Annotated in this window: 17 protein-coding genes; 7 read left to right on the top strand and 10 right to left on the bottom strand. The window is 74.4% G+C overall.

Going from position 1 to position 25,113, the window contains the following annotated elements:
* Nucleotides 1–86: 86 nt before the first annotated feature.
* Together ACYQ8Q_RS06355 and ACYQ8Q_RS06350 are read left to right on the top strand one after the other, a co-directional pair.
* Nucleotides 87–1,271: a CaiB/BaiF CoA transferase family protein gene (locus ACYQ8Q_RS06355; RefSeq protein WP_460062676.1), complete on the top strand. Its 1,185-nt coding sequence runs from the start codon at nucleotides 87–89 to the stop codon at nucleotides 1,269–1,271.
* Nucleotides 1,268–2,434: an acyl-CoA dehydrogenase family protein gene (locus ACYQ8Q_RS06350; protein ID WP_460062674.1), complete on the top strand. Its 1,167-nt coding sequence runs from the start codon at nucleotides 1,268–1,270 to the stop codon at nucleotides 2,432–2,434. The genes ACYQ8Q_RS06355 and ACYQ8Q_RS06350 overlap by 4 nt, the downstream gene beginning before the upstream one ends.
* Nucleotides 2,435–3,181: 747 nt before the next feature.
* Here the strand turns inward: ACYQ8Q_RS06350 and ACYQ8Q_RS06345 are convergent.
* Complete coding sequence (locus ACYQ8Q_RS06345; protein WP_460062673.1) at nucleotides 3,182–4,693, bottom strand: APC family permease; 1,512 nt, start codon at nucleotides 4,691–4,693, stop codon at nucleotides 3,182–3,184.
* A gap of 477 nt (nucleotides 4,694–5,170) precedes the next feature.
* On the opposite strand from ACYQ8Q_RS06345, the gene ACYQ8Q_RS06340 reads away from it, so the two are divergent.
* A complete protein-coding gene (locus ACYQ8Q_RS06340) occupies nucleotides 5,171–7,681 on the top strand; it encodes a protein kinase domain-containing protein (RefSeq protein WP_460062671.1) in 2,511 nt (836 codons plus the stop codon).
* Between the two features lie 22 nt (nucleotides 7,682–7,703).
* Nucleotides 7,704–8,585 (top strand): hypothetical protein, encoded by an 882-nt coding sequence (locus ACYQ8Q_RS06335; RefSeq protein WP_460062670.1) that lies wholly within the window; start codon nucleotides 7,704–7,706, stop codon nucleotides 8,583–8,585.
* A gap of 21 nt (nucleotides 8,586–8,606) precedes the next feature.
* Here the strand turns inward: ACYQ8Q_RS06335 and ACYQ8Q_RS06330 are convergent, their stop codons facing one another.
* Genes ACYQ8Q_RS06330 through pdhA form a run of 6 tightly spaced genes read right to left on the bottom strand, consistent with a single transcriptional unit; the run spans nucleotide 8,607 to nucleotide 15,135 of the window.
* On the bottom strand, nucleotides 8,607–9,470 hold the full coding sequence (locus ACYQ8Q_RS06330; RefSeq protein ID WP_460062669.1) for a 3-hydroxyacyl-CoA dehydrogenase family protein: 864 nt from the start codon (nucleotides 9,468–9,470) through the stop codon (nucleotides 8,607–8,609).
* Nucleotides 9,467–10,228 carry an enoyl-CoA hydratase/isomerase family protein gene (locus tag ACYQ8Q_RS06325; protein ID WP_460062668.1) on the bottom strand — a complete coding sequence of 254 codons (762 nt, stop codon included), beginning with the start codon at nucleotides 10,226–10,228 and terminating at the stop codon, nucleotides 9,467–9,469. The genes ACYQ8Q_RS06330 and ACYQ8Q_RS06325 overlap by 4 nt, the downstream gene beginning before the upstream one ends.
* Nucleotides 10,225–11,406, bottom strand: a complete 1,182-nt coding sequence (locus tag ACYQ8Q_RS06320; RefSeq protein WP_460062667.1) for a thiolase family protein — start codon at nucleotides 11,404–11,406, stop codon at nucleotides 10,225–10,227. Before ACYQ8Q_RS06320 ends, ACYQ8Q_RS06325 begins: the two co-directional genes overlap by 4 nt.
* 56 nt (nucleotides 11,407–11,462) lie before the next feature.
* On the bottom strand, nucleotides 11,463–12,992 hold the full coding sequence (locus ACYQ8Q_RS06315; RefSeq protein WP_460062666.1) for a dihydrolipoamide acetyltransferase family protein: 1,530 nt from the start codon (nucleotides 12,990–12,992) through the stop codon (nucleotides 11,463–11,465).
* A complete protein-coding gene (locus tag ACYQ8Q_RS06310) occupies nucleotides 12,989–14,008 on the bottom strand; it encodes an alpha-ketoacid dehydrogenase subunit beta (RefSeq protein ID WP_460062664.1) in 1,020 nt (339 codons plus the stop codon). The genes ACYQ8Q_RS06315 and ACYQ8Q_RS06310 overlap by 4 nt, the downstream gene beginning before the upstream one ends.
* Before the next feature lie 5 nt (nucleotides 14,009–14,013).
* Nucleotides 14,014–15,135 carry a pyruvate dehydrogenase (acetyl-transferring) E1 component subunit alpha gene (gene pdhA, locus ACYQ8Q_RS06305; protein WP_460062663.1) on the bottom strand — a complete coding sequence of 374 codons (1,122 nt, stop codon included), beginning with the start codon at nucleotides 15,133–15,135 and terminating at the stop codon, nucleotides 14,014–14,016.
* Nucleotides 15,136–15,270: 135 nt separating this feature from the next.
* On the opposite strand from pdhA, the gene ACYQ8Q_RS06300 reads away from it, so the two are divergent.
* Nucleotides 15,271–15,771 (top strand): Lrp/AsnC family transcriptional regulator, encoded by a 501-nt coding sequence (locus ACYQ8Q_RS06300; RefSeq protein WP_460062661.1) that lies wholly within the window; start codon nucleotides 15,271–15,273, stop codon nucleotides 15,769–15,771.
* Between the two features lie 12 nt (nucleotides 15,772–15,783).
* On the opposite strand, the gene ACYQ8Q_RS06295 is transcribed toward ACYQ8Q_RS06300, so the two are convergent.
* The 3 genes from ACYQ8Q_RS06295 to ACYQ8Q_RS06285 form a co-directional block, all read right to left on the bottom strand.
* A complete protein-coding gene (locus tag ACYQ8Q_RS06295) occupies nucleotides 15,784–17,487 on the bottom strand; it encodes an aldehyde dehydrogenase family protein (protein ID WP_460073194.1) in 1,704 nt (567 codons plus the stop codon).
* Complete coding sequence (locus ACYQ8Q_RS06290; RefSeq protein ID WP_460062659.1) at nucleotides 17,475–18,521, bottom strand: histidinol-phosphate transaminase; 1,047 nt, start codon at nucleotides 18,519–18,521, stop codon at nucleotides 17,475–17,477. The genes ACYQ8Q_RS06295 and ACYQ8Q_RS06290 overlap by 13 nt, the downstream gene beginning before the upstream one ends.
* 212 nt (nucleotides 18,522–18,733) lie before the next feature.
* Nucleotides 18,734–19,642, bottom strand: coding sequence for an endonuclease/exonuclease/phosphatase family protein (locus ACYQ8Q_RS06285; RefSeq protein WP_460062657.1), 909 nt, complete (start codon nucleotides 19,640–19,642; stop codon nucleotides 18,734–18,736).
* Nucleotides 19,643–19,797: 155 nt separating this feature from the next.
* Here ACYQ8Q_RS06285 and ACYQ8Q_RS06280 point away from each other — a divergent pair, with 155 nt between their 5' ends.
* The gene (locus tag ACYQ8Q_RS06280) at nucleotides 19,798–22,674 is read left to right on the top strand and encodes a helix-turn-helix transcriptional regulator (protein ID WP_460062656.1); all 2,877 of its coding nucleotides are present in this window, start codon (nucleotides 19,798–19,800) and stop codon (nucleotides 22,672–22,674) included.
* A gap of 178 nt (nucleotides 22,675–22,852) precedes the next feature.
* Nucleotides 22,853–25,111, top strand: coding sequence for an MMPL family transporter (locus ACYQ8Q_RS06275; protein ID WP_460062654.1), 2,259 nt, complete (start codon nucleotides 22,853–22,855; stop codon nucleotides 25,109–25,111).
* Nucleotides 25,112–25,113: the final 2 nt, after the last annotated feature.

Raw genomic sequence — 25,113 nt, 5'->3', positions numbered from 1 at the left:
TGGTGTCATCAGGAACTACTATTTCACCGCACGTGCCATGACCGCTCATGATGTCGGAAGCATCGAAGAAGCCCGGAGGTCAGCGCATGACCGAGCCGTCCGAAGCCCCGCTGCCGCTCGCCGGTATCACCGTCGTCAGCGTCGAACAGGCCGTCGCCGCCCCTTACGCCACCCGTCAGCTGGCCGACCTGGGCGCCCGTGTGATCAAGGTGGAGCGCCCCGGGGGCGGTGACTTCGCCCGTCGCTACGACACGACCGTGCACGGGGAGTCCAGCTATTTCGTGTGGCTCAACCGGTCCAAGGAGTCCCTGACCCTCGACCTCAAGACGGCGGACGGCCGGGAGGCGCTGGAGCGGCTCCTGGGCCGGGCCGACGTGTTCGTCCAGAACCTGGCCCCGGGGGCGGCCGCCCGGATGGGCCTCGGGGCGGACGCGCTGCGCGCCCGCTTCCCCTCACTCATCCCCTGCTCCATCACGGGCTACGGCTCCGACGGCCCCTGGGCCGACCGCAAGGCGTACGACCTGCTGGTGCAGTGCCAGACCGGTCTGGTCTCGCTCACCGGGGGCCCCGCGGAACCCGCCCGGGTCGGCATCTCCGTCGCCGACATCGCCGCCGGCATGTACGCCTACTCGGGCATCCTCACCGCCCTGTTCACCCGGGCCACCACCGGTGTCGCCCGGGCCGTCGAGGTCTCGCTGTTCGAGGCGCTCGCCGAGTGGATGGGCCAGCCCGCCCACTACACCCGCTTCGGCGGCACCCAGCCCCCGCGCGTCGGCACGCAGCACGCCACCATCGCCCCCTACGGCGCCTACACGGCCGCCGACGGCAAGGACGTCCTGTTCTCCATCCAGAACGAACGCGAATGGGCCGCCCTGTGCGAGCGGTTCCTCGGGGACCCCTCTCTCACCGACGACCCCCGCTTCGCCACCGGTCCGGACCGGGTCGCCCACCGCGACGAACTGAACACCATCGTCGCCGAGCGGTTCGCCGTGTCGGACAGCCGGGAGGTGCGGGACCTGCTGGACGCGGCGGGCATCGCCAACGCCGACGTCAACGACGTCCACGCCTTCCTCGCCCACCCCGTGCTCGCCGACCGGGACCGCTGGCGGCCGGTGAGGCTCCCCGGCGGAGCCGAGATCCCCTCCCTCGTCCCGCCCGTGGACCTGACCGGGGTGGCCCCCCGGATGGACGCGGTCCCGGCCGCGGGCGAGCACACCGACGCCATCCTGGCCGAACTCGGCCTCCCCCCGGCAAGGAGCGGCACCGTATGAGCACCCTGGACATCCTGTCCGAGGACGAGCGGTTCGTCGTCCGCACCGTGCGCGACTTCGTGGACAAGGACGTGAAACCGGTCGTCCGGGAGCTGGAGCACACGAACACCTACCCCGAGGCCCTGATCGAGCGGATGAAACACCTCGGCGTCTTCGGTCTCGCGGTGCCCGAGGAGTACGGCGGCACACCCGTCTCCGTCCCCTGCTATGTACTGGTCACCGAGGAGCTGGCGCGCGGCTGGATGAGCCTGGCCGGGGCGATGGGCGGTCACACGGTGGTCGCCAAGCTGCTGCTGCGGTTCGGCACCGAGGAGCAGCGGCGGCGGTATCTGCCGAGGATGGCCACCGGCGAGCTGCGCGCGACGATGGCGCTGACCGAACCGGGCGGAGGCTCCGACCTCCAGGCGATGACCACCGTGGCCCGCCGGGACGCGGACGGGTACGTGGTCAACGGGGCGAAGACCTGGATCACCAACTCCCGGCGCTCGGGCCTGATCGCCCTGCTGTGCAAGACCGACCCCGATGCCACCCCCGCGCACCGGGGCATCTCCGTCCTGCTCGCCGAGCACGGCCCCGGCCTGACCGTCTCCCGCGACCTGCCCAAGCTCGGCTACAAGGGCGTGGAGAGCTGCGAGCTGTCCTTCGAGGACTACCGGACCCCGGCCGACGCCCTGCTCGGCGGCGTCGAGGGCCAGGGATTCGCCCAGATGATGAAGGGCCTGGAGACCGGCCGTCTCCAGGTCGCCGCCCGCGCCCTGGGCGTCGGCCGGGCGGCTCTGGAGGACGCGCTCGCCTACGCCCGGGAACGCGAGTCGTTCGGCAAGCCGATCTGGCGGCACCAGTCGATCGGCAACTACCTGGCCGACATGGCCACTTCCCTCACCGCCGCCCGTCAGCTCACCCTGTACGCGGCCCGGGAGGCCGAGGCCGGCCGACGGGTCGACATGGAGGCGGGCATGGCCAAGCTGTTCGCCTCCGAGACGGCGATGCAGATCGCTCTCAACGCCGTCCGTATCCACGGGGGTTACGGCTACTCGACCGAGTTCGACGTCGAACGCTACTTCCGTGACGCGCCGTTGATGATCGTCGGTGAGGGCACCAACGAGATCCAGCGCAATGTCATCACGAGCCAGCTGGTGAGCCGCGGGGGACTCGACGGCTGACCGGTCGTCCCGGGTGCGTTCTGGTGGGCGGTGTCCTGGGGCGACCGTGAGTCCCGCAACGGTGCCGTCCACCCGCTGGTGGTGGCAGGACGCCTCGGCCTTCTCCGCGGCGAGCGCCGACGATGCGCGGCAGGATCCGGCCGCGGCCGACAGGCGCGAGGCGCGGCGGGCCACGGCCACGGCCAGGTCCACCTCGGCCTGCGGGGCGTCCGCGACCTTGGTCGGCAGTGGGCCGTCGCGGGGCGGGTTGTGGCTACGGTCAGGTCCAGCTTGTTCTGCGGGGCGTTCGCGACCTTGGTCGGCAGTGGGCCGTCGCGGGGCGGGCCGTGGCCACGGCCAGGTCCAGCTTGGTCTGGTGGGCGTTCGCGACCTTGGTCGGCAGTGGGCCGTCGCGGGGCGGGCCGTGGCCACGGCCAGGTCCAGCTTGGTCTGGTGGGCGTTCGCGACCTTGGTCGGCAGTGGGCCGTCGCGGGGCGGGCCGTGGCCACGGCCAAGCCCACCTTGGTCTGCTGGGCGTCCGCGACCTTGGTAGGTACTTGGCCGTCGCGGGGCGGGTCGCGGCTACGGTCAGGTCCAGCTTGGTCTGTTGGGCGTTCGCGACCTCGGCCGGTACTTGGCCGTCGCGGGGCGGGACGGCGGTGAACGTGGACCCGCCGCCCGGCTCCTACCCGCCCGTCGACGTGGTGCCGGGGGAACGGGGTCAGGTCCTTGGGGCGACGTGGCAACTCGTCGTGGGCGGGGCCGTCATCAGCCGTTCTCCTCCTGGTCGCCGGAATCGGGGGTGCCCGGACCGGTCACGGGCGCGGTTGCCGCGGCGGGCGGACGCCGGGTCAGCCGGGCCAGGAGCACGCCCAGGACGAGCACGGCCGGGACGGTGAGCTGGAGCCAGAGGGCCGTGGCCGGGTCGCCGCCGATGAGCGTGCTGAAGTTCTGGACGATCAGCCAGATCGTCCCGGCGACGCCGAGCGCGCCCAGCACCGGGGCGATCACCGTGTTCCAGAGCCGGGTGTCGGCACCCGAGCGGCGGAAGAAGACGATCACGGCGACCGAGGTCAGGAAGTACAGCAGCATCGCGGCCAGCACGGCGACCCCGCTGAACCAGGAGAAGAGCGTCAGCACCGGGTCCTTGCCGAGGACCGCGAACGGCATCACCAGCGCCGCCGCGATCACCGTCTGGACGATGCCGGCCGCCCAAGGGGAGTGGCGCCGGTTGAGCGCGGTCAGCCCGTGCGGCAGCAGACCCTCGCGGCCCAGCGAGAACAGATAGCGGTTGGCGGAGTTGTGGAAGGCGAGGATGCCCGCGAACAGCGAGGTCGCCAGCAGGACGGGCAGCACGTCGCCGACCCAGGACCCGAACTGGGCGGTGATGGGGGCGAAGACGAAGGAGGTGGCGTCGCCGGAAGACAGCGCCTTGCCCGCCTCGTCGGTGACCTTGGACGCGCCGTGCGCGGAGACCAGCATCCACGAGGTGAAGGCGAAGAAGCCGGTGACCACGGCGACCGAGAGATAGGTGGCGCGCGGGACGGTCTTCTTCGGCTCCCGCGCCTCCTCGCCGTAGATGGCGGTGGCCTCGAAACCGAACATCGACGCCACGGCGAACATCAGCGCCACGCCGGGAGCGCCCTGGAGCGCGGCGTGCGCGGAGAAGCTGTCGCCGATGCCGAGCCCCTCGGGGCCGCCGCCCTTGAACAGGGTGACCAGCGCGAAGGCGATGAGGATGCTGAACTCGGCGAGGACGAACACGGTGAGCACCTTGGCGCCCATCTCGATGCCGCAGGCGCCGAGGAACTGGACGATCACCATGGTGACCAGCGTCCACACCCACCAGTCGACGTGGACGTCGGCGTAGTGGTCGACCAGGGCGCTCACGGTGGCGCCGTAGAGCCCGTACATGGCGGCCTGGACCGCGCAGTAGGCGAAGAGGGCCACCCCGGCGCTGCCGGAGCCGGTCGTGCGGCCGAGGCCCCTGCCGATGTAGGTGTAGAAGGCGCCGGCGTCCACGACATGGCGGCCCATGGCGACGAAGCCGATGGAGAAGAGCAGGACCACGACACCGGCCGCGACATACGCGGCGGGGGCGCCGGCCCCGTTGCCGATGGCGATGGCGATGGGGACCGCGCCGGCGATGCCGGTCAGCGGTGCCTGGGCGGAGAGGACGAAGAACAGGATGCCCAGGACGCCGAGCGAGTCGGGCTTGAGCCTGCCTGCGGTGGAGGAATCGTGCGCGGAGTGCGGGGCGACCGCCGTCTGACTGTCCACTCGGATCACCTGTCGGGGGACGGGGAGGGATGGGAGTTCGTTTTGGGTCAAACGAGTTGCCCCATCGTGGGCGGCTGCTATCCGTTTGGCAAGGGGGTGCGGCGGGATTTCTGGCCCCGCGGATGACGGCGGCGCCCTTCCGTGCGGCGGCCCGGTGGGTGAGTCTGCGCCAAGGTGACCTTCAACACATCCGACGTCTATGCCGGAGCAAGTGGCTTCATGCTGCACTTGTTGCTCATCGCGCACTGTTCCCGCAGCGCAAGCACGTGTCACCCGACCTCTGACGTTGCGTCATATTGCTTTCGGGAAGCGGCGGACCGGGCTCGCTCCTGCCTCCGGGCAGGCGGCGGACAGCGGAACGAGTCGCTCCCGTCCGCCTCTCCTGCCTCTAGTCTGGTGCCAGACCCCCCACAGGGCCTTCCCCCGCAGCGTGGGCGGGACACCCGCCCGCCATCATCAGAACAGGCGGCCGAGGGCATGAGATCACTGCGCCCAGAAGACCCCGAGCAGCTAGGGCCCTACCGCCTTTTGGCGCGGCTGGGCTCGGGCGGCATGGGCCGGGTCTATCTGGCGCGATCCGCGGACGGCCGTACCGTCGCGGTCAAGGTCATCCGGCCCGAGATGGCCGAGGACAGGAACTTCCGCATCCGCTTCCGCCGTGAGGTGGCCGCCGCGGCGGCGGTCGGCGGTGTCTACACGGCACCGGTGCTGGACGCCGCGCCGGACGCCGAGACGCCCTGGCTCGCCACCGCCTACGTGGCCGGCCCCACCGTCGCCGAGGCGGTCGCCGAACACGGGCCGCTGCCGGTGGAGACGGTCCTCGCGCTGGGCGCCGGGATCGCCGAGGCGCTCATCGCGGTGCACGCCGAGGGGCTGGTGCACCGCGACCTCAAACCGTCCAACGTGCTGCTGGCCGCCGACGGCCCGCGCGTCATCGACTTCGGCATCGTCCGCGCCCGGGACGGCTATGAACTCACCGGCGACGGCTCCCTGTTCGGCTCGCTCGACTACATGTGCCCCGAGCAGGCCACCGGGGAGCAGATGGGACCGGAGGGGGACGTCTTCTGTCTCGGCTCGGTGCTCGCGTTCGCCGCGTCCGGCCACCCGCCCTTCGGTGGGGCCGCCGGAGCCGCGCTGCTCTACCAGGTGGTGCACAGCTCGGCCGATCTGACCCAGGTGCCCGAGCCGCTCGACAAGATCATCAGCCTCTGTCACGCCAAGGACCCGGCCCTGCGGATCGACCCCGACCGGCTCTCCGCCGCCTGCGCGCCCGGCGGCGCCGAGCAGGTGCTGACCGAGGGGTGGTTGCCGCGGTCGGTGGCCGACATGATCGCCGCACGCCGGGCGGCCGCGGCACTCGCGGAGCGCCGGGCGATCGCGACGGACCTGGCCCGTGGTGCGGGCGAGCCCGACGGAGCGGGGGCCGCGGAACCGGCCGCCTCCGCCGACGTGCCCGAGCCGGAGTCCTACGCGTCCGGCCGGCGCGGATCGGCCTATGCGACGGTGGGCTGGTCGGCGTACGACACCGCCGTCGCCGGTGAGCAGGGCGGCGCTGCCGCCGGTGCCGGCCACGGCGGGAGCGGCACACCCGGTCCCGCCGGCCTGGGGGAGCCGCGCGACGGGGCCGACCGCGCGGACGGCGCCGGAGCCCTCGCCACCGAGCCGCGGGAGGCGGAACCCCGCGGCCCCGGACGGCGACCGCAGGAGCGGCCGGGCCGGACGACGGCGTTCGACCCGGTGCGGGCAGGATCACGGGGAGGGGCGGACACCCCCGCGCCGGAACGTTCCGCCACCCCCACCCCGCACCGCGCCCGCACCCGCTCCCGGGTCTCCCGGCGCACCCTCCTCGCCGCGGCGGCGACGGTCGGCACGGCCCTCATCGGGGGCGCCGCCGTCGTGGCCGCGCGAAGAGAGCCGGACGGACCGGTGGTGGGTCCGGCCGGCCCGGCCCCCGAACCGGCCTGGGTCTTCCGGGGCGGCCCGCTGCTCCAGGCGCCGGCCGTCTTCCAGAACGGCCTGGCCCTGCTCAAGACCCGTCCCGGCACGATGATCTGCCTCGACGTGACGAACGGCGCCCGGCCCAAGTGGGTCTACCAGGGCATCAGCCTCTCGCCCACGCCCGTCATGCTGACGTACGACGCCGCGGTCGCGCTCGGCGGGACGGGGTCGACCCTGATCGGCGTCGACCCGGCCAGCGGCACCGAGAAGTTCACCCTCGACTTCGGCGAGGACTACCAGTTCGACCAGCTGCTGGGCAGCTACGACGACTACGCCGTCTCGGTCCTCGGCGCCAGTCTGCACCGCCGGTCCGGCGAGCAGGGCGTGGCGACCTCCACCAGCACCGTCTTCGGCGTCGACCTGAGGACCCGCCAGGCCCTCGTCATCCCCATCGACCCCGAGGACGTCGGCATCCCCCTGCAGCCCGTCATCACCTCCGAATACTTCGTCTACGCCGACGGACTGCGCAACGTCGCGGTGCGCAACACCGACGGCGGCACCCTGCGCTGGCGGCACCATGTCGGCTACGACCTCAGGCCCGGGCTGGCGGTGCTCGGCCGGACCGTGTTCGCCATCGGCTCCGAGTTCATCGCCCTGGACCTGCCCAGCGGGAAGATCCGCTGGCAGGCCAAGGCGGAGCGCGGCATGTTCGCCTCCCTCGGGGCGGGCGGCAACACGGTCTACGCCACCGGCACCGACCCGTACGGCGTCCACGCCTTCAACGCGGCGAACGGCACCCGGCGCTGGTTCTGCGAGACGCCCCGCCTCAACGTCTCCCACCCGATCGCGGTCGGCGCGCACGCCGTCTACGTCCCGGCGTACGAGAACAAGGACGGCTTCTACGCCATCGACACCGCCTCCGGCCGGCTGCTGTGGAACTTCACCGACGGCCGCGAGACCGGCGTCAACGACTGGCAGCTCTCCTGCGACGGGGCCGGACACCTCGTGGCCCAGCACTTCGACCGGGCCTACGGACTGCCCGTCACCTGAGGGGCGCGTAGGCTCCGGCCCCGTGAGCATCCCGCCCCCGCCCGACTGGAGCCGCCTCCACCACGCCCACGGCCGCGCGACGGACGTCCCCGGGCAACTGGCCGCGCTGGCGGACCCCGATCCCGCGGTCCGCCACGCGGCCGTGTCGGCCCTCGGCGGCAACGTGTACCACCAGGGCACCCGTTGGCCCGCGAGCGCCCATGTCGTCGCCCCCCTGGTCACTCTCCTCGACACCCCCGGAACACCGGACCGGGTCACCGTCCTGCGGCTCCTGCACGCCGTCGCCGTCGGCGATCTGCCCGACGACCGGCTCCCCTTCGACCCCGCGCAGGCCTTCGCCGAGGCCGACCGGATCGGGCCCGAGGACGAACGGGCGGTGATCCGCGTCCTGTACGAGGAGGACGACCCGGACCCCGACTCCGTCGCCGACGTGGCCGACGCCGTGGCCCTGCGCTGGGCCGCCGACGCCTACCGGGCGGTCGAACGCCGTGCGGGATCCCTTCTCGCCCTGCTCTGCGACCCCGACCCCGCCGTGACGGCCCACGCGGCGGCCCTGGCGGTCTGGTACCCGCAGCTGCCCGGCCTGCCCGAGGCGCTCACCGCCGTCCCCCACGACCACACCCCCGCCAGGGCGTCCGCCAACCTCGCCCTGGCCCACCTCCCCGGCCCCCTCACCCCCGCCGAACGCGCCACGCTGACCGGGTGCCTGGACTCCCCGGACACACCGGTCCGCCTCACCGCGGCCGTCGCGACGGCCCGCCGCCACCCGACGGCGCTGTTGCCGGACGAGGCCCTGACGATCCTCGTCCACGCCGACGCCGCCGAGGTCCCCGGCAGCGTCCCGGGCTGGTCCCGCTCCCTGCGCGGTCACACGGCCCGCGCCCTCCGGCACCTCGGCCTCTGACCGGCAGAAGGCGTCCGGTGTTCACCAGCGGTGGAAGCCCCGGCCGCTCTTGCGGCCCAGTTCGCCGCGGGCGACCTTCTCGCGCAGCAGCCGCGGCGGTGCGAAGCGTTCGCCGAGCGTGGCGTGCAGATGCTCGGCGATGGCGAGCCGTACGTCGAGGCCCACCACGTCGGTCAGGCGCAACGGCCCCATCGGATGCCGGTAGCCGAGCCGCATGGCCGTGTCGATGGCCTCCGGGTCGGCGACCCCCTCCTCGACCATGCGGATCGCCTCCAGACCGAGGGCGAGCCCGAGCCGGCTGCTGGCGAAACCGGGGGAGTCCCGCACCACGACGTCCTGTTTGCCGAGGGCGTGCGTCCAGCCGATCGCCGCGTCGAGTGTCCCGGCGCCGGTGCCGGGCGCGAGGACCAGTTCGACGAGGGCGGACACGGGCACGGGATTGAAGAAGTGCATCCCGAGGAAGCGCCCGGGGTGCTTCAGCACCGCCGCGAGCTCGGTGACCGACAGCGAGCTGGTGTTGCTCGCCAGCACACAGCCGTCGTGCACCACCCGCTCGGCGGCGGCGAGCACCTCCGCCTTGAGCGCGGCGTCCTCGGGGACCGCCTCGACGACCAGGTCGCAGCCGTGGGGCAGCCCGGAGACCGCGGACACCACCGTGACCCGGTCCGGCACACCGAGATCCGGCGCGACGGCGGGCGCCCCGCGCTCGGCCGCCTTCCCGAGGCCCCGCGCGATCCGCTCCAGCGCGGCCGCCGCCGCGCCGCCGTCGCGTTCCACGACGACCACGCGGGAACCGGCGGCCGCGAAGGACTGTGCCACACCGGCGCCCATCCGGCCGCCGCCGATCACCCCCACCACCGGGGGCGGAGTCGGAGCCGAGGTCATGCCCGGCCTCCCTTCTTCTCCAGGAACCGCGTCATGCGCTCCCGCTTGCCGGGGCTCTCGAACAGCACCGCCTGCGCCAGGTCGTCTGCCACGGGATGCGCCCCCGAGGCATCGGTCACGAGCTTGGTGAGCCGCAGCGCGAGCGCCGAGGAACGCGCCATCCGGTCCAGCAGCGCATGCGCCTCGTCGAGCAGCCGGTCCGCCGGTACGACGTCCAGCACCAGCCCGCAGCCGAGCGCCGCCCGGGCGTCGAGGGTGCGGCCGGCGAGCAGCACCTGCTTGGCCACCGACTCGCCCACCAGCTCACGCAGCCGCCAGCACGCCCCGGCCGCGGCGAGGATGCCGAGGCCCGGCTCGGGGTTGCCGAACACCGCGTCCGGACCGGCGATCCTGAGGTCGCAGGCGTACGCCAGCTCGGCGCCGCCGCCCAGCGCCCAGCCCGGCACGGCGGCCACGGTCGGCAGGGGCAGTCGGCGCACCCGCTCGAACAGCCGGCTGTTGATGCCCTGCAGCGCCTCGTCCCGGCCGCGTCGCCGCAGCTCCGCGATGTCGGCGCCGCCCGCGAACACCCCGCCGTGCCCGGTGAGCAGCAGCAGCTTCGGCGTGCGCTCCACCTCCTCGCACACCCGGTGCAGTTCGGCGATCATCCGGCCGCTGATGGCGTTCCGGGCGTCCGGCCGGCTCAGGGTGACCACCACCCGGTCCGCCCGCTCCTCGACCACCAGCGTCCCGTACGCCGTGTCCTCCCCGGTGCTCATACGCGCTCCACGAGCATCGCCACACCCTGCCCGACCCCGACGCACAGCGTCGCCAGGCCCCGCCGGCCGCCCTCCCGCTCCAGCCGGCCGAGCAGGGTCAGCAGGATGCGGGTGCCCGAGCAACCCAGGGGATGGCCGAGGGCGATCGCGCCGCCGTCGGCGTTGACCAGCTCCGGGTCCAGCTTCAGCCGCCGTACGACCGCGAGGGCCTGCGCGGCGAACGCCTCGTTCAGCTCGATCGCGTCCAGGTCGCCGGTCGTCCAGCTGGCCCGCTCCAGCGCCAGGGCGGTCGCCGGAACCGGACCGAGCCCCATGAGCCGCGGCTCCACCCCGGCAGAGGCGGCGGTGACCACCCGGGCCCGGGGCGTGAGCCCGTACCGCTCCACCGCCGCCGCGCTCGCCACCACCAGGGCGGCGGCCCCGTCGGACAGGGGCGAGGAGTTGCCCGCGGTGACGATCCCGCCCGCGCGGAAGACCGGGCGCAGCGCGCCCAGTCGCTCCAGCGTGGTCGCCGGGCGCGGCCCCTCGTCCTCGGTCACCTCCCCCTCCGCCACCGGCACCGGGACGATCTCCGCGGTGAACCGGCCCGCCTGCCGCGCGGCCACCGCGCGCCGGTGGCTGCGCAGCGCGAAGGAGTCCGCCTCCAGCCGGGTGACGCCCTCCAGGTCGGCGACCTCCTCCGCGGTCTCCCCCATCGACAGCGTCGTCGTGGCGGGGAAACGGGGGTTGGTGAACCGCCAGCCCAGCGAGGTGTCGTGGACCTCGCCCGGCCGCGCCCAGGGCGTGCCCGGCTTGGCCATGACCCAGGGCGCCCGGGTCATCGACTCGACCCCGCCCGCCACCACCAGGTCCGCCTCACCGGCCCGGACGGACTGCGCGGCGGACGCGACCGCCGTGAGTCCGGAGGCGCACAGCCGGTTCACGGTGTACCCGGGCACGGTGTGCGGCAGCCCGGCCAGCAGGGCGGCCATCCGCGCCACGTCCCGGTTGTCCTCACCGGCCTGGTTCGCGGCACCGAGGACCACCTCGTCCACGGCCTCGCCGGGGATCCCGGCCCGCCGTACGGCCTCGCCGACGACGAGAGCGGCCAGGTCGTCGGGGCGTACGGAGGCCAGCGCACCGCCGTAGCGGCCCTGTGGGGTACGGGCCCCGTCGATCAGATACACCTCGGCGGACATCGGCGTTCTCCTCATGTGAAGTCGGGATGCGGATCGGGACGGGAGGCGGGAAGGAGTCAGACGTCGGCGAGCAGGATCGCCGGGCGTTCCACGCAGTCGGCCACGAACCGAAGGAAGCCGCCGGCGGTGCCGCCGTCGCAGACCCGGTGGTCGAAGCTGAGCGAGAGCTGGGTGACCTTGCGGACGGTCAGCTCGCCGTCCACCACCCAGGGCTTGTCGATGATCCGGCCCACGCCGAGGAGCGCCGCCTCGGGATGGTTGATGATCGGCGTGGAGCCGTCGACCCCGAACACGCCGTAGTTGTTCAGGGTGAAGGTGCCCCCGGTCAGGCGGTCGGGCGGCAGGGTCCCGGCCCGCGCCAGTTCGGTCAACCGGGCCAGCTCCTGGGAGAGTTGGACCGTCGTCAGCCGGTGGGCGTCACGGACGACCGGGACGACGAGCCCGCGTTCGGTCTGGGCGGCGAAGCCCAGGTGCACCTCGTCGTACCGCAGGATCTCCCGACGCTCGGTGTCCACCGCCGAGTTGAGTTCCGGGTGGCGGCTCAGACCGGCGACACAGATCCGGGCCAGCAGGGCCAACAGACTCACCCGGCGGCCGGGTTCGGCGTTCTCCAGCGCCTTCTTGGCCTGGAGCAGCCCGGTCGCGTCCACGTCGACCCAGGTGGTGGCGTCGGGGATCTCGGCGCGGCTGCGGGAGAGCTTGTCGGCGACGGCCTTGCGCACGCCCCGGAGCGGGATACGGGTGGGCCCTCCGGAGGGCTGCTCCACCGCGGGCACCGGCACCCGCTCGGCCAGGGCCTGTTCCACGTCCCGCCGCAGGACGACTCCGGCGGGGCCGGACGGCACCAGCGCGGTGAGGTCGACGCCGTGGTCCCGGGCGAGCCTCCGCACGAGCGGGGAGATGACGCGGGGGGCGTGCGGCTCGCTCGGGGACGCGGGACCGGCCACCGGCGCCGTGCCGACCGCCTGCGCCGTGCCGACCACCTGCGCCGAGTCGGCCTCGGGCGCCGTGCCGGCGACGGGTGCCGTGCCGACCGCCTGCGCCGAGCCGGCCTCGGGCGCCGTGCCGGCGACGGGTGCCGTGCCGGCGACGGGTGCCGTGCCGACCGCCTGCGCCGAGCCGGCCTCGGGCGCCGTGCCGGCGACGGGCGCCGAGCAGGCCGACGGTGCGCTCCCGGCCGACGGTGCGCTGATCGCCGTAGCGCCGACGCGGCGGCGGCGACGGCGTGGTGCCGGGTCGTGCCCGGTGCCGTACCCGATCAGGACGTTGCCGGATCCGGCCCGCTCCTCCTCGCGACGGCGCTCGGCGGCGGCCCCGCCCGGTGCGGGTGCCGCGGGGCCCACCGTGATCAGCACCGCCCCCACCGCCAGGGCCGTCCCCGCCTCGGCGTGCAGACGCAGTACCGTCCCGGCGTACGGCACCGGTACCTCGACGGCGGCCTTCGCGGTCTCCACCTCGACCACGACCTGGTCGATCGTGACGGTGTCGCCGACGGCGACCTTCCATTCGACGATCTCCGCCTCGGTCAGCCCCTCCCCGAGGTCGGGCAGTCTGAACTGCTGTTCCTGCAGCGTCGCGGTGGTCATGCGGCCACCTCCTTCGGCAGATGCCGGGTGTCGGGCTCGTCGGTGAACTGGAGGCGGTCGACCGTGTCGAGGACGCGGTCGACGCCCGGCAGATGCGCGTGCTCCAGCTTCGGCGGCGGATACGGGATGTCGAAGCCGGTCACCCGCAGCACGGGCGCGGCGAGCGAGTGGAAGCAGCGCTCCTGCACGCGAGCGGCGATCTCCGCGCCGACCCCGGCGAAGCCCTGGGCCTCCTGGACGACCACACAGCGCCCGGTCCGGCGCACCGACTCCACGACGGTCCCGTCGTCGAAGGGCACCAGCGTGCGCAGGTCCACGACCTCCAGCTCGATGCCGTCCTCGGCGGCGGCCTCCGCCGCGGCCAGCGCCACCGGGACCGACGGGCCGTAGGCGACGAGCGTGGCGTCCCGGCCCGCCCGCCGGACCGCCGCCCGCCCGAACGGCGGCGCGCCGCGGGTCTCCAGACCGGCCTCCTCGCGCGACCAGTACAGCTTCTTCGGCTCCAGGAAGACCACCGGATCGGGGTCCGCGATCGCGTCCCGCAGCAGCCAGTACGCGTCCTCGGCGGTGGCCGGGGTGACCACCTTCAGGCCCGGGGTGTGCGCGTAGTACGCCTCGCTGGAGTCGCAGTGGTGCTCCACCCCGCCGATCCCGCCCGCGTACGGGATGCGGATCACCATCGGCAGACCGATCCGGCCCCGGGTGCGGTTGCGGGTCTTGGCGACATGCGAGGCGATCTGCTCGAAGGCCGGGTAGGCGAAGGCGTCGAACTGCATCTCGACCACGGGCCGGAACCCGCCCATCGCCATGCCGACTGCCAGCCCGACGATGCCGGCCTCCGCGAGCGGGGTGTCGAAGCAGCGCTCCTCGCCGAAGTCGCGGGTCAGCCCGTCGGTGATCCGGAAGACCCCGCCGAGCGTGCCGACGTCCTCCCCGAAGACGAGGACCCGTTCGTCCTCGCCGAGCGCGTCGCGCAGGGCGGTGTTGAGCGCCTGCGCCATCGTGACCTTGGCCATGGTCGTCAGTCCTCCTGGTCCTGGGCGGCTGCGGCGAGCTCGGCCGCCAGCCGGTCGCGCTGTTCGCGCAGTTGCGGGGTGGGTTCGGCGTAGACGTGGTCGAACAGCTCCAGCGGGTCGAGCACGGAGTCCGCGTTCATGCCGTCCCGAAGGCGCGCCGCCAGTTCCTCGGCCTCCTCCCGCAGCGCCGCCACCTCGGCGTCGGTGAGCGCGCCGCGTGAGCGCAGATACCTCTCCAGGCGGTCGACCGGGTCGGCGGCCCGCCACCGCTCCACCTCCTCGTCCTCGCGGTAGCGGGTCGCGTCGTCGGCGTTGGTGTGCGCGTCCATGCGGTAGGTGTGGGCCTCGACGAGGACGGGGCCCCGCCCGGCGCGGGCGTGCGCGACGGCCGCGCCCAGTACCGCCAGCACCGCGACCGCGTCGTTGCCGTCGACCTGCTCGGAGCGCACCCCGTGGCCGATGCCCTTGTACGCCAGCGCGGGCGCCGCGGTCTGCCGGGCCAGCGGCACCGAGATCGCGTACCGGTTGTTCTGCACGAGGAACACGACCGGCGCGCGGAACACGGCGGCGAAGTTCAGCGCCTCGTGGAAGTCGCCCTCACTGGTGGCGCCGTCGCCGATCAGCGCCATCGCGACCCCGTCCGCGCCCCTGCGGCGCAGGGACTCGGCCATGCCGGTCGCGTGCAGCACCTGGGTGGCCAGCGGGGTGCACTGCGGGGCGACCCGGGTGGCGGCGGGGTCGTAGCCGCAGTGCCAGTCGCCGCGCAGCAGGGTCAGCACCTCGACCGGCTCGATGCCGCGGGTCACCAGGGCGACCGAGTCGCGGTAGGTCGGGAACAGCCAGTCGTCCGGGCGCAGCGCCAGCACCGCGCCGACCTGACAGGCCTCCTGGCCCCGGCTGGAGGGATACACGGCGAGGCGGCCCTGCTTGGTCAGCGCGGTCGCCTGGGTGTCGAAGCGGCGGCCCAGGACCATCCGCCGCCAGGCCTCGCGCAGGGTCTCGAGCGCAGGCTCCGGGTAGTCGGCGGGCGGCCTGGCGACGGGGGTGCCGTCCTCGGCCACGAACCGCACCGGTGCCGGCGACGGCAGCAGGCCCTGCACCGTCTGGCGGAGGCTCTTCACGGACATGGAGGGCACTCGCTTTCTCTGGACACTCTTGCTCTGGACACTTGACAGGAGAATGGTGGGCATCGCGGAATATGTGTTCAATAGCTCGGTCGAACCGGCGATGAACTGCCGGATCGAAGCGCCTGGGAGGACAATGTGTCCGAAGAAACCTCGCCGCCGGTGTCGATGGCCGGACGAACTGCCGTCCCGCTCGACGACATCGACCGGCAGATCCTGAGCCGCCTCCTCGAGGACGGCCGTATCTCGGTCCGCGCGCTCGCCGAACAGGTGCACATCTCCCGGGCCAACGCCTACACCCGGATCGGCCGGCTCGTCGCCGAGGACGTCATCACCGGCTTCACCGCGCAGCTCAACCCCCAGCGGGCCGGCCTCGGCACCAGCGCCTACGTCACGATGAGCATCGAGCAGAACGCCTGGCGGGACATCTCCCGCGCACTGCGCGCGATCCCCTTCGTCGAGCATGTGGCCCTGGTCACGGGCGACTTCGACGCCCTGGTGCTGGTGCGCGCCCCCGACAACCTGACCCTGCGCAAGGTGGTCCTGGAGAGCATCCACGCGGTGCCCGGGGTGCGCTCCACCCGCACCTGGCTGGTCTTCGACGAGGTGCGCGGGCGCGGCGCCACCTGGACCGACTGACCCCCACGGCGGTCATACGTCGACCAGCTCGGCGGCGACGCCGAGGCGGGCCGGCACCGTCGGCGGCGCGTGCCGCCGCGAGCGCACCACCCGGAACCGCCCGGTGATGAAGTCGGCGCCCGATCCCGGCAGGTCGGCGAAGGCCGAGGACGGGTCGGCGGGCAGGTCGTCGAGGTTCTCCACCAGATGCACCCCCGCGTCCAGCGCCGCCGTCTCGGCCGCCGCCAGCACCAGCGGATCGGTGGAGTGCACCGAGGCGTACCGCGCGCCGTGCCGCCCCACCGTGCGGCGCAGCAGGTCCAGACCGTGCGAGGCCGACTCCGTGCCCACCAGGAAGGTGACGGGACCGGGCCACTCGCGGGTGTAGACCCGCTCGTCCGCGGCGCGCAGCCGCACCAGCAGCGGGCCGCGCAGCTCGGCCCGCGGATGGTCCGGGTGGGCCACGGGGGCGGAGGCGTGCAGGACCGGCCCGCAGCGGGCGGCCTCCGCCAGGGCGGCCCGGACCTCCTCGCCGGAGGCCGCCCCCAGCAGCCGCGCCGCCCGGGCGGGATGCCCGAGCAGCCGGTCCACGGCGTCACCGAGGTCGGCCCCGAGGTCGCGCAGCGTCCGGTGCCCCTCGTCGGTGGCGAAGCCGCGCTCCGGGACCAGGATGTTCTGCGGGGTGGTGCGCACCGTGCCCGGACACAGACACGCGGCCAGGGCGAGCCCGCGCACCAGTCCCCGGTAGTCGTCGGTGGAGTCCACGAGCACGGTGTTCAGCCCCGTCCGGTCGGCGAACACCACCGCCTGCCGGGCGTGCCGCTCCAGCCAGTCCGCGAAGCGCCCCGAGCCGGTGAAGTCGACGATGCGCACCGCCGGGTCCGTGGCCAGCCGCCGGTGCACCCGCCGCTCCGGCTCCGCCACCGCCAGGCTCACCAGGTCCGGGGAGTGCCCGGCCTGTGCCAGCACCTGACGGGCGACCCGCACCGTGATCGCCAGCGGCAGCACCGCGCGCGGATGCGGGGCCACGATCACCGGGTTGCCGGTCACCAGGCTCGCGAACAGGCCCGGCCAGCCGTTCCAGAGCGGGAAGTCGGGACAGCCGACCAGCAGCGACAGCCCCCGGGGCACCAGGGTGCAGGTGCCCCGCAGCGCACGCGGCCGACCGCCCCGTACGGCGCTCTCCCAGCGCAGATCCGCCGGGACGCGCTCGCACTCGGCGAAGGCCCGGGCCACCGCCTCCAGGGCCCGGTCCTGGGCGCGCGGTCCGGCGGCGCGGAACGCCGCCTGGAGGGTCTGGCCGGTCGTGTGGTGCACCGCCAGGGCCAGCTCGTGGCTGCGGGTGTTGAGCAGGCGCAGGATCTCCACGGCGAGCTCCGCGCGCCTGCCCGGCCCGGCGGCCCGCCAGTCGGCCGCCGCCCGCCCGGCCGCCGTGACCAGCTCGGCGGGCTCGCAGCGCGGATAGGAGACGGCCGGCCCGACGCCGTACGGCGAGGACTCCGTGCGCACCCGTCCGGCCTCGCCGGGCTGCCCCAGCTCGAAGGGCCGCCCCAGCAGCGAGTGGAACACCTTGCCCGCGGTGCGGGTCGACCTCATGCCCGCGTCGGCCGCGTCCTGGCCGGTCGCCTCCGTGAAGGGGCGCCTGCACTCACCGGCCGCCAGTGCGCGGACCATGCCGTGCAGCAGCTCGCGGTGGCGTTCGTAGGGACCGGGGCGCACGGCCGTCAGCCTCTCCAGCTCGCCGCGAGCGCGAGCAGGGCGTCGTTCTCCTCCGGCAGCCCGATCGTGACCCGCACGCCCTCGCCGGGGAACGGGCGGACCATGACCTTCCCGTCCGCGCAGTGCAGGGCGAAGTCGCCGCTGTCCGCGCCGAGCGGCAGCCAGACGAAGTTGGCCTCGGAGTCCGGCACGTCGTGGCCGAGTTCCCGCAGCCGCCCGGCGACCCGGTCGCGTTCGGCGACCGTGAGGGCGGCCCGCCGGGCGACCTCCGCCCGCTCGCCGAGCGCCACCACGGCGGCCCGCTGGGCGAGCCCGCTGACGCTGAACGGCACCTGCGCCCGCCGTACGTGCCCGGCGATCCCGGGCGGCGCGACGCAGTAGCCGACCCGCAGGCCCGCCAGGCCGTACGCCTTCGAGAAGGTCCGCAGCACGGCCACGTTCGGCCGGTCGCCGAGCAGCGCCAGCCCGTCGGGGACCCGCGCCGGATCGGCGTACTCCCGGTAGGCCTCGTCGACCACGATCAGCACGTCCCGCGGCACCCGGTCGGCGAACGCGGTCAGCGCCCGCGCGCCGATCGCCGTGGAGGTCGGGTTGTTCGGGTTGCACACGAACACCAGCCGGGTCCGGGCGGTGACCGCCGCCGCCATCGCGTCGAGGTCCAGTGCCTCGTCCCGCAGCGGCACCCGCACCGCGGTACCGCCCGCGACCGCGGTGAGGATCGGGTACGCCTCGAAGGACCGCCAGCCGAAGACCACCTCGTCGCCCGGACCGACGACCGTGTGCAGCAACTGCCCGCACACCTCGGAGGATCCCGCGCCCACCGCGATCCGGTCCGGCTCGACCCCGTGGTGCGCGGCCAGCGCCCCGATCAGCGAGGAGGCGTGCAGATCCGGGTACCGCGACACACCGGCGGCGGACTCCACGAGGGTCGCCGCCACCCCCGGCAGCAGCCCGTGCGGGGATTCGTTGCTGGCCAGCACCACGGCCCCGGGCAGCTTGCGGCCCGGGACGTAGGCGGGCAACCGGGACAGGGACGCACGGACACGCACCATGCTCGACTCGCTTCCGCAGCGGGGGGCCCGAGGCCTGGCCGCCGGGCACTTGACAGGGAAAGAGTGAAGAGCGGACGACAATCGCTCAACTGTTTGGCGAATTCGGCTACGAATCGCCGAAAACAGGTCGGGAGAACGGCAAACCGTCTCCCGGGGAGCCTGTCGGGACCTTTGGTACGAGACGGACTGCGAGCGCCTGCCGGGCGGACCCCTCATCCGGCGGGCCGTACCGCCAGCACCGCGACCACCGCCCGGTGGTCCGTGCCCGGGAGCGTCCGTTCGCCGACCGCGACCCCCGTCAGGCCCGGGCCGTGCAGCACGTGGTCGAGCTGGACCAGGGGCGGGAGCGGCGCCCTGTCGGCGGGCCAGGTGCGGGCCCAGCCGTGGCCCGGTTCGGCGTGCGTGTCCGTGAGTCCCGCCGCGAGCAGGGAGCGCATCGGCGATTGGTCGAGGGAGGCGTTGAAGTCGCCCAGGAGGACGGTGTCCGGGCCGCTGTCCCGGGCGACGGAGGTGAGGGCGGTGAAGTCCCGTGTCCAGCGGCCGGCGTCGCCGAGCGGGTAGTACGTGTGGACGGCCACCAGACGGACGGTCCGGCCGCCCACGGTCACCTCCGCGGTGGTCTGCGGCCAGGTGGTGCCGGCGTCCAGCGGGCCGGCATGGGTCAGCGGCAGCCGTGAGTAGAGCGAGGAGTCGTTCTCGGGGTGGAGTTCCTGGTGGGGCAGCAGCCGGCCCAGTCCCGCCTCGGCGAACGCCGCGACCCCGTCCCGGGTCAGCTCCTGCACGGCCAGTACGTCGATCCGCTCGGCCCGCACCAGTCGCAGCACCGCCCGCGGATCGGCCCCGCCGACATGCGCGTTGAGCGTGGCCACCCGCAACTCGGCCGCCCCGGCCGGGACATGCCGCTCATCGGGCAGGAAGCGGGGCACCAGCACGGCGACCTGTGCGACCGCCAGCAGCGCGACCACGGCCACCGTCCGGCGGGAGCGCAGGGCGGGCACGGCGAGCACCGCCACCAGCAGCAGAACGCTCAGCGCGGCGCCGTACGGGAAGAGCACCGCGGGAACCGCGAACACGGATCCCGCGTCCAGTCCCGTCAGTCGCACCACGAGCAGGGCGAACATCCACCGTCCTCCACTTCCGGGGCGCCCGGCGGCGATCACCGGAGCTCGGGGGCAGGGACGACGACGGCGGCCCCAACGGTTGCCGGACCAGGCCGGATGCCGTTCCGGGCATGATGGCCGCAAGCGGTACGACACGGACGGACGGAGATGAACCGGTGCCGGAGTGGGACGAGACGGCGATACGGCTGGTCGGCAGGACCGAGGAACTCGCGCGCCTCGACGAGGTGATCGGCGGTCTCGGGCGGGACGGCGTTCCCGCCGTGGTCGACCTCTCCGCGGACGCCGGCATGGGCAAGAGCCGGCTGCTGGGCGAACTCGGCACGCGGGCCCGGCGACACGGGCTGACCGTGCTGCGGGGGACGGCCACCGAGTTCGAACGGCACACCCCGTTCCAGCCGTTCACCGACGCCTTCGCCGATGCCGATCCCGCCTTCCTCGCCTCCGGCGCCGTACCCGAGGCGGCGGCCGCGGTGCTGTACGGGGTGCGTGAGGCGCCGGCGCGGGGCGAGGGCCGTGACCGGTTCGGGCTCTACCGCGCGGTGGCGGAGGTGCTGAGCGGTCTCGCCGAACAGGGCGGAGTGGTGCTGGCGCTGGACGATCTGCACTGGGCGGACCCGGCGTCCCTGGAACTCCTCGACCAGCTCGTCCGGCATCCGGTGCGCGGGCGGGTGGCGCTGGTCGTCGCCCGGCGGGAACGGCAGACCCCGCGCCCGCTCGCCGCCGCGCTCACCCGGGGCGTGGACCGGGGGACCGTGCTCCGGGTGCCGCTGGGGCCGCTGCCCGAGCGGGAGTGGATCGAGGCGTACGCCCCCGATCTGCCGCCGCGGGACGCGCGACGGGTCTACACGTCAGGCGAGGGCAACCCCCTCTACCTGCGGTGCCTGCTGCACGCCCACCGCAGGGGAGGGCCCCTGCCCCCGGCCCGCGGGATCACCGCCGCCGGGGTGCCGGACGGACTGGCGGCGCTGCTCCTGGAGGAACTCACGGCCCTGAGCGAGGAGGAACGCCGTACGGTCGAGGCGGTGGCGGTCCTCGGCGAGCAGGCCACGCCCGCCCTGCTGCGGCTGGTCACCGGCAACCCCACGGCGCAGGAGCTGGAGACCCGTACCGGCGCGGCGGTGCGGCGGGATCTGCTGCGCACGGCGTCCGACGGCCGCTGGGTGCTGCGTCATCCGCTGCTGCGCGCCCTGGTCTACGAGCACACCCCCGCGCCGCGCCGCACCGAGCTCCACCGCGCCGTCGCGGAGGAACTGGCCCGCACCGGCGCCCGCGCCGCCGAGCGCGCCCACCATGTCGAACGGTCGCTGACGGGCTGGAACCCGGTGTCGGCGGCCGTGCTCACCGAGGCGGCCGCCGGGTACGCCCACACCGCACCCGCGACCGCCGCCCATCTGCTGGACGTCGTCCTGCGGCTGATGCCGGACACCCCCGCCCACACGGCCCGCCGGGACGAGCTGACACTGGCCCGCGCCCGGGCGCTCGCGGTCGGTGGCAGCCTGCGCGAGAGCCGGGACCTGCTCCACGCGCTGATCAGCCGCTGCGGGCCCGAGGACGCCGTGCTGCGCGGGGACGCGACGGCGCTGTGCGCCATGATGGAACGGCACCTGGGGCACTCCCCGGAGGCGACCGCCCTGCTCCAGCGGGAGCTGACCCGCGAACCCGGCCCCGGCCCGCGCCAGGCGGTCTCCCTGGGTCTCGCGCTCGGCATGGCCGCGCTGAACACCGTCAGCTACCCGGCCGTCCGCGAGGACCTCGCCCGCACGCTCGCGGTGGCCCGTTCCCACGACGACCCGATGGGAGAACTGGGCGCGCTGGCGCTGGCCGCGCTGGGCGAGGCCTACGAGGGCGACACGGCGGCGGCGACCCGGTCGGTCCGGGCCGCGGCCGCCCTCGCCGACGCGACGACCGACCCCGACCTCACCGAACTCTCCGAGGCGCTGGTCTGGCTGGCCTGGGCCGAGGCCCTGCTCGAACGCCACGCCGACGCCGAACGCCACACCGACCGAGGGCTGGACATCGCCCGCCGCAGCGGCCAGGTCCACGTCCTGCCCCATCTGCTCACCGCCCGCGCCTTCCTCCATCTGACCACCTGCCGGCTGCCCAGCGCCCTCGCCGCGGCCGAGGAGGCGGAATCCGTCGCCCGCGCCGTCGCCAGCGGCGACCTGCTCGCCTTCACCCTGAGCTTCAAGTCGCTGATCCTCCTGCTGCGCCGCCCGCTCGGCGACCCCCAGGCGCTCGCCACGGCCGAGGAGGCCGTGGCCGCCGCCGGCGCCAGCCGCCACTGGTGGGCCTCCCTGGCCGGCTGCGTCCTCGGCCACATCGCCCTGGTCGGCGGCGACCCGCACCGCGCCCAGGAGGCCATCCTGCGCGCCGGCGGCCCCGACCTGCACGGCCTGCAACCCTCCACCCGCCCCGGCCAGCTCGACACCCTCGTCGCCACCGCCCTCGCCACCGGCGACCCCGAACAGGCCGCGCGCTGGGCAGCCCGGGCCGCCGAGGAGGCCGACCGCATCGGGCTGAACGGCCAGCGCGGAGCGGCCCTGCGGGCCCGGGCGGCCCTCGCCCAGCACCACGGCGACCCCGCCACCGCCGCCCGCCTCCTCGAGGAAGCCGCCCACGCCTACGCCCCCTCCGGCGCCACCCTCTGGGAGGCCTACTCCCTGCTGCTGGCCTCCGTCCAGGCACAGGCGACGGGCGACCACCCGCACGCCACCGCGCTGTGGGAACGGGCCGCCCGCCTCGCCGACACAGGCGGCGCCCGCCTCCTCACCGACCTCGCCGCACTGATCCGCCCCCGCACCGAGGAACCCCCGCCCGCCCCCACCGAACTCGACCACCTCACCGCACGCGAACGGCAGATCGCCGAACTCGTCGCCGAAGGCCTCGGCAACCAGGCCATCGCCACCAAGCTGTTCCTCAGCCGCCGCACCGTCGAGACCCACCTGTCGGCCATCTACCGCAAGACCTCGGTGCCGTCCCGCTCGGCCCTGGCCGGCCTGATGACCCGCGCGGCCCTCGACCGCCGTCCATAGCCGGCCGGCGCCGGGCGTCGTACCGGAGGAGGAGAGCGCGACCCGGGACGTACTGCGGTTTCTGTAGGACGTCCTCCGATTTCAGCAGCCCGCAGTGCCCCTAGCCGCACGACGACGCGGCGCCCCCCGCCGGGGGAGTGTGGGCGGACGAGTGAGATCGGACCGGGAGTTCGCTGACGTGGCTGTTTTTCTCTATCGACTGGGCCGGCTGGCCTTCCGGCGGCGCTGGTACGTCGCCCTGCTGTGGGCGGTCGTCCTGGCCGCCGTGGGACTGGGGGCGGCACAGGCGCCGGGAGCCTCCGACGAGGAGTTCTCGGCGCCGGGCATCGAGTCCCAGAAGGCGTTCGACCTGCTGGGCGAGCGCTTCCCCGGCTCCGCCGCCGACGGGGCCACCGCCCGCGTCGTGTTCGTCGCCCCGGACGGGCGCAAGGTGACCGCCTCGCAGGAGCGGGCCGCCATCGAGGACACCGTGCACGCCCTGGCCGGCGGTGCCCAGGTCGCCGCCGTCGCGGACCCCTTCGCGACGAAGGCGGTCGGCGCCGACGGCTCCACGGCCTACGCGACCGTCACCTACAAGGTGCCGTCCGCCGAGGTCACCGACGCCAGCCGGACGGCGCTGGAGAAGGCGGCCGACCGGGCGCGGGAGGCCGGGCTCACCGTCGAGGCCGGCGGGTCCGCGATGGACTCCGGCGGGGGACCGGGCGGCGTCGCCGAGATCGTCGGCATCACGGTGGCGGCCCTCGTCCTGCTGGTCACCTTCGGCTCGATGGCCGCCGCCGGGCTGCCGCTGCTGACCGCGGTCCTCGGCGTCGGCCTGAGCATGTTCACGCTCACCCTGCTGGCCGACCCCCTGGGCCTGTCCACCAGTACCGGCACCCTGGCGATGATGCTGGGCCTGGCCGTCGGCATCGACTACGCCCTGTTCGTGGTCTCCCGCTACCGGGAGGAGCGCGACCGGGGCCACAGCGCCGAGGAGGCGGCCGGTCTGGCCGTCGGCACGGCGGGCTCGGCGGTCGTCTTCGCGGGCCTGACCGTGGTGATCGCGCTGGCCGGCCTGGCGGTGGTGGGCATCCCGATGCTGACCAGGATGGGGCTGGCGGCGGCGGGCGCGGTCGTGGTCGCCGTAGTCGTCGCGCTGACCGTGGTCCCGGCCCTGCTCGGATTCTGGCCGGAGGCGGTGCGGGCGGGAGCCGGGCGCGGTCGCCTGCCGCGGTTCGGGCGCCGGACGACGCGGGACGACGCACCACAGGGCGGTGACAACCGCGGGACCCGGTGGGCCCGTCTCGTGCTGCGCCGCCCGGTGCCGGTGCTGGTGCTCGGCGTCCTGGGCCTCGGCGCCCTCGCGATCCCCATGACGCAGTTGCAGCTGGGCATGCCCGGCGACGAGGCCAAGTCCACCTCCACCACCGAGCGCCGCGCCTACGACGCCCTCGCCCAGGGCTTCGGACCCGGCTTCAACGGACCGCTGACCATCGTCGTCGACGCCCGGGGCACCACCGACGCCGAGACCGCCGTGACGGCCATCGGCGAACGGATCGCCGCCACCGACGGAATCGTCTCCGTCACCCGGCCCCGCTTCAACGCCGCCGGGGACACCGCGGTGTTCACCGCCACACCGTCCACCAGCCCGACGGACGAGCGGACGAAGACCCTCGTCAAGACCGTCCGCGAGGAGCGTCCCGCCATCGAGTCGGCGGCCGGCGCGTCCTACGAGGTCACCGGGACCACCGCCCTCAACATCGACGTGGCGGCCAAGGTCCAGGCCGCGCTGGTCCCGTACCTCGTCACCGTCGTCGGCCTCGCCGCACTGCTCCTGCTGGTGGTCTTCCGCTCCCTGCTCGTCCCCCTCAAGGCGGCGCTCGGCTTCCTCCTGTCGGTGCTCGCGGCGCTCGGCGCGGTCGTCCTGGTCTTCCAGCAGGGTCACGCCGCCACCCTGTTCGGGGTGGAGCAGACCGGCCCGATCATGAGCCTGATGCCGATCTTCCTGGTGGGCATCGTCTTCGGACTGGCCATGGACTACGAGGTCTTCCTCGTCTCCCGGATGCGGGAGGCGTACGTCCACGGCGAGCCGGCCGGAGAGGCGGTCGTCTCCGGGTTCCGGCACAGCGCCCGGGTCGTCGTGGCGGCGGCGCTCATCATGATCGCGGTGTTCGCCGGGTTCATCGGCGAGGGCGAGTCCATGATCAAGATGATCGGCTTCGGCATGGCCACCGCCGTGCTCCTCGACGCCTTCGTGGTCCGGATGGCGCTCGTGCCCGCCGTCCTCGCGCTGCTCGGCGACCGGGCCTGGTGGCTGCCGCGCCCACTGGACCGGCTGCTGCCCCGGGTCGACGTGGAGGGCGAGACCCTCACCCGCCATCGCACCGCCCCCACGGCCGCCACCCCCGCCCCCGCCTCCGACGCCACCCCGGACCGGCCGGCCGAGGCCCGCGCCTGACC

This window comes from Streptomyces sp. YKOK-I1 (assembly GCF_054660435.1).
This window is presented reverse-complemented; position numbering and strand designations above follow the sequence as displayed.

Excerpts from the sequence above, each read along its gene's own strand:
- ACYQ8Q_RS06355 (WP_460062676.1), top strand. The coding sequence starts at position 87 with ATGACCGAGCCGTCCGAAGCCCCGCTGCCGCTCGCCGGTATCACCGTC.
- ACYQ8Q_RS06350 (WP_460062674.1), top strand. The coding sequence starts at position 1,268 with ATGAGCACCCTGGACATCCTGTCCGAGGACGAGCGGTTCGTCGTCCGC.
- ACYQ8Q_RS06340 (WP_460062671.1), top strand. The coding sequence starts at position 5,171 with ATGAGATCACTGCGCCCAGAAGACCCCGAGCAGCTAGGGCCCTACCGC.
- ACYQ8Q_RS06330 (WP_460062669.1), bottom strand. The coding sequence starts at position 9,470 with ATGACCTCGGCTCCGACTCCGCCCCCGGTGGTGGGGGTGATCGGCGGC.
- ACYQ8Q_RS06325 (WP_460062668.1), bottom strand. The coding sequence starts at position 10,228 with ATGAGCACCGGGGAGGACACGGCGTACGGGACGCTGGTGGTCGAGGAG.
- ACYQ8Q_RS06320 (WP_460062667.1), bottom strand. The coding sequence starts at position 11,406 with ATGTCCGCCGAGGTGTATCTGATCGACGGGGCCCGTACCCCACAGGGC.
- ACYQ8Q_RS06315 (WP_460062666.1), bottom strand. The coding sequence starts at position 12,992 with ATGACCACCGCGACGCTGCAGGAACAGCAGTTCAGACTGCCCGACCTC.
- ACYQ8Q_RS06310 (WP_460062664.1), bottom strand. The coding sequence starts at position 14,008 with ATGGCCAAGGTCACGATGGCGCAGGCGCTCAACACCGCCCTGCGCGAC.
- pdhA (WP_460062663.1), bottom strand. The coding sequence starts at position 15,135 with ATGTCCGTGAAGAGCCTCCGCCAGACGGTGCAGGGCCTGCTGCCGTCG.
- ACYQ8Q_RS06290 (WP_460062659.1), bottom strand. The coding sequence starts at position 18,521 with ATGGTGCGTGTCCGTGCGTCCCTGTCCCGGTTGCCCGCCTACGTCCCG.
- ACYQ8Q_RS06285 (WP_460062657.1), bottom strand. The coding sequence starts at position 19,642 with ATGTTCGCCCTGCTCGTGGTGCGACTGACGGGACTGGACGCGGGATCC.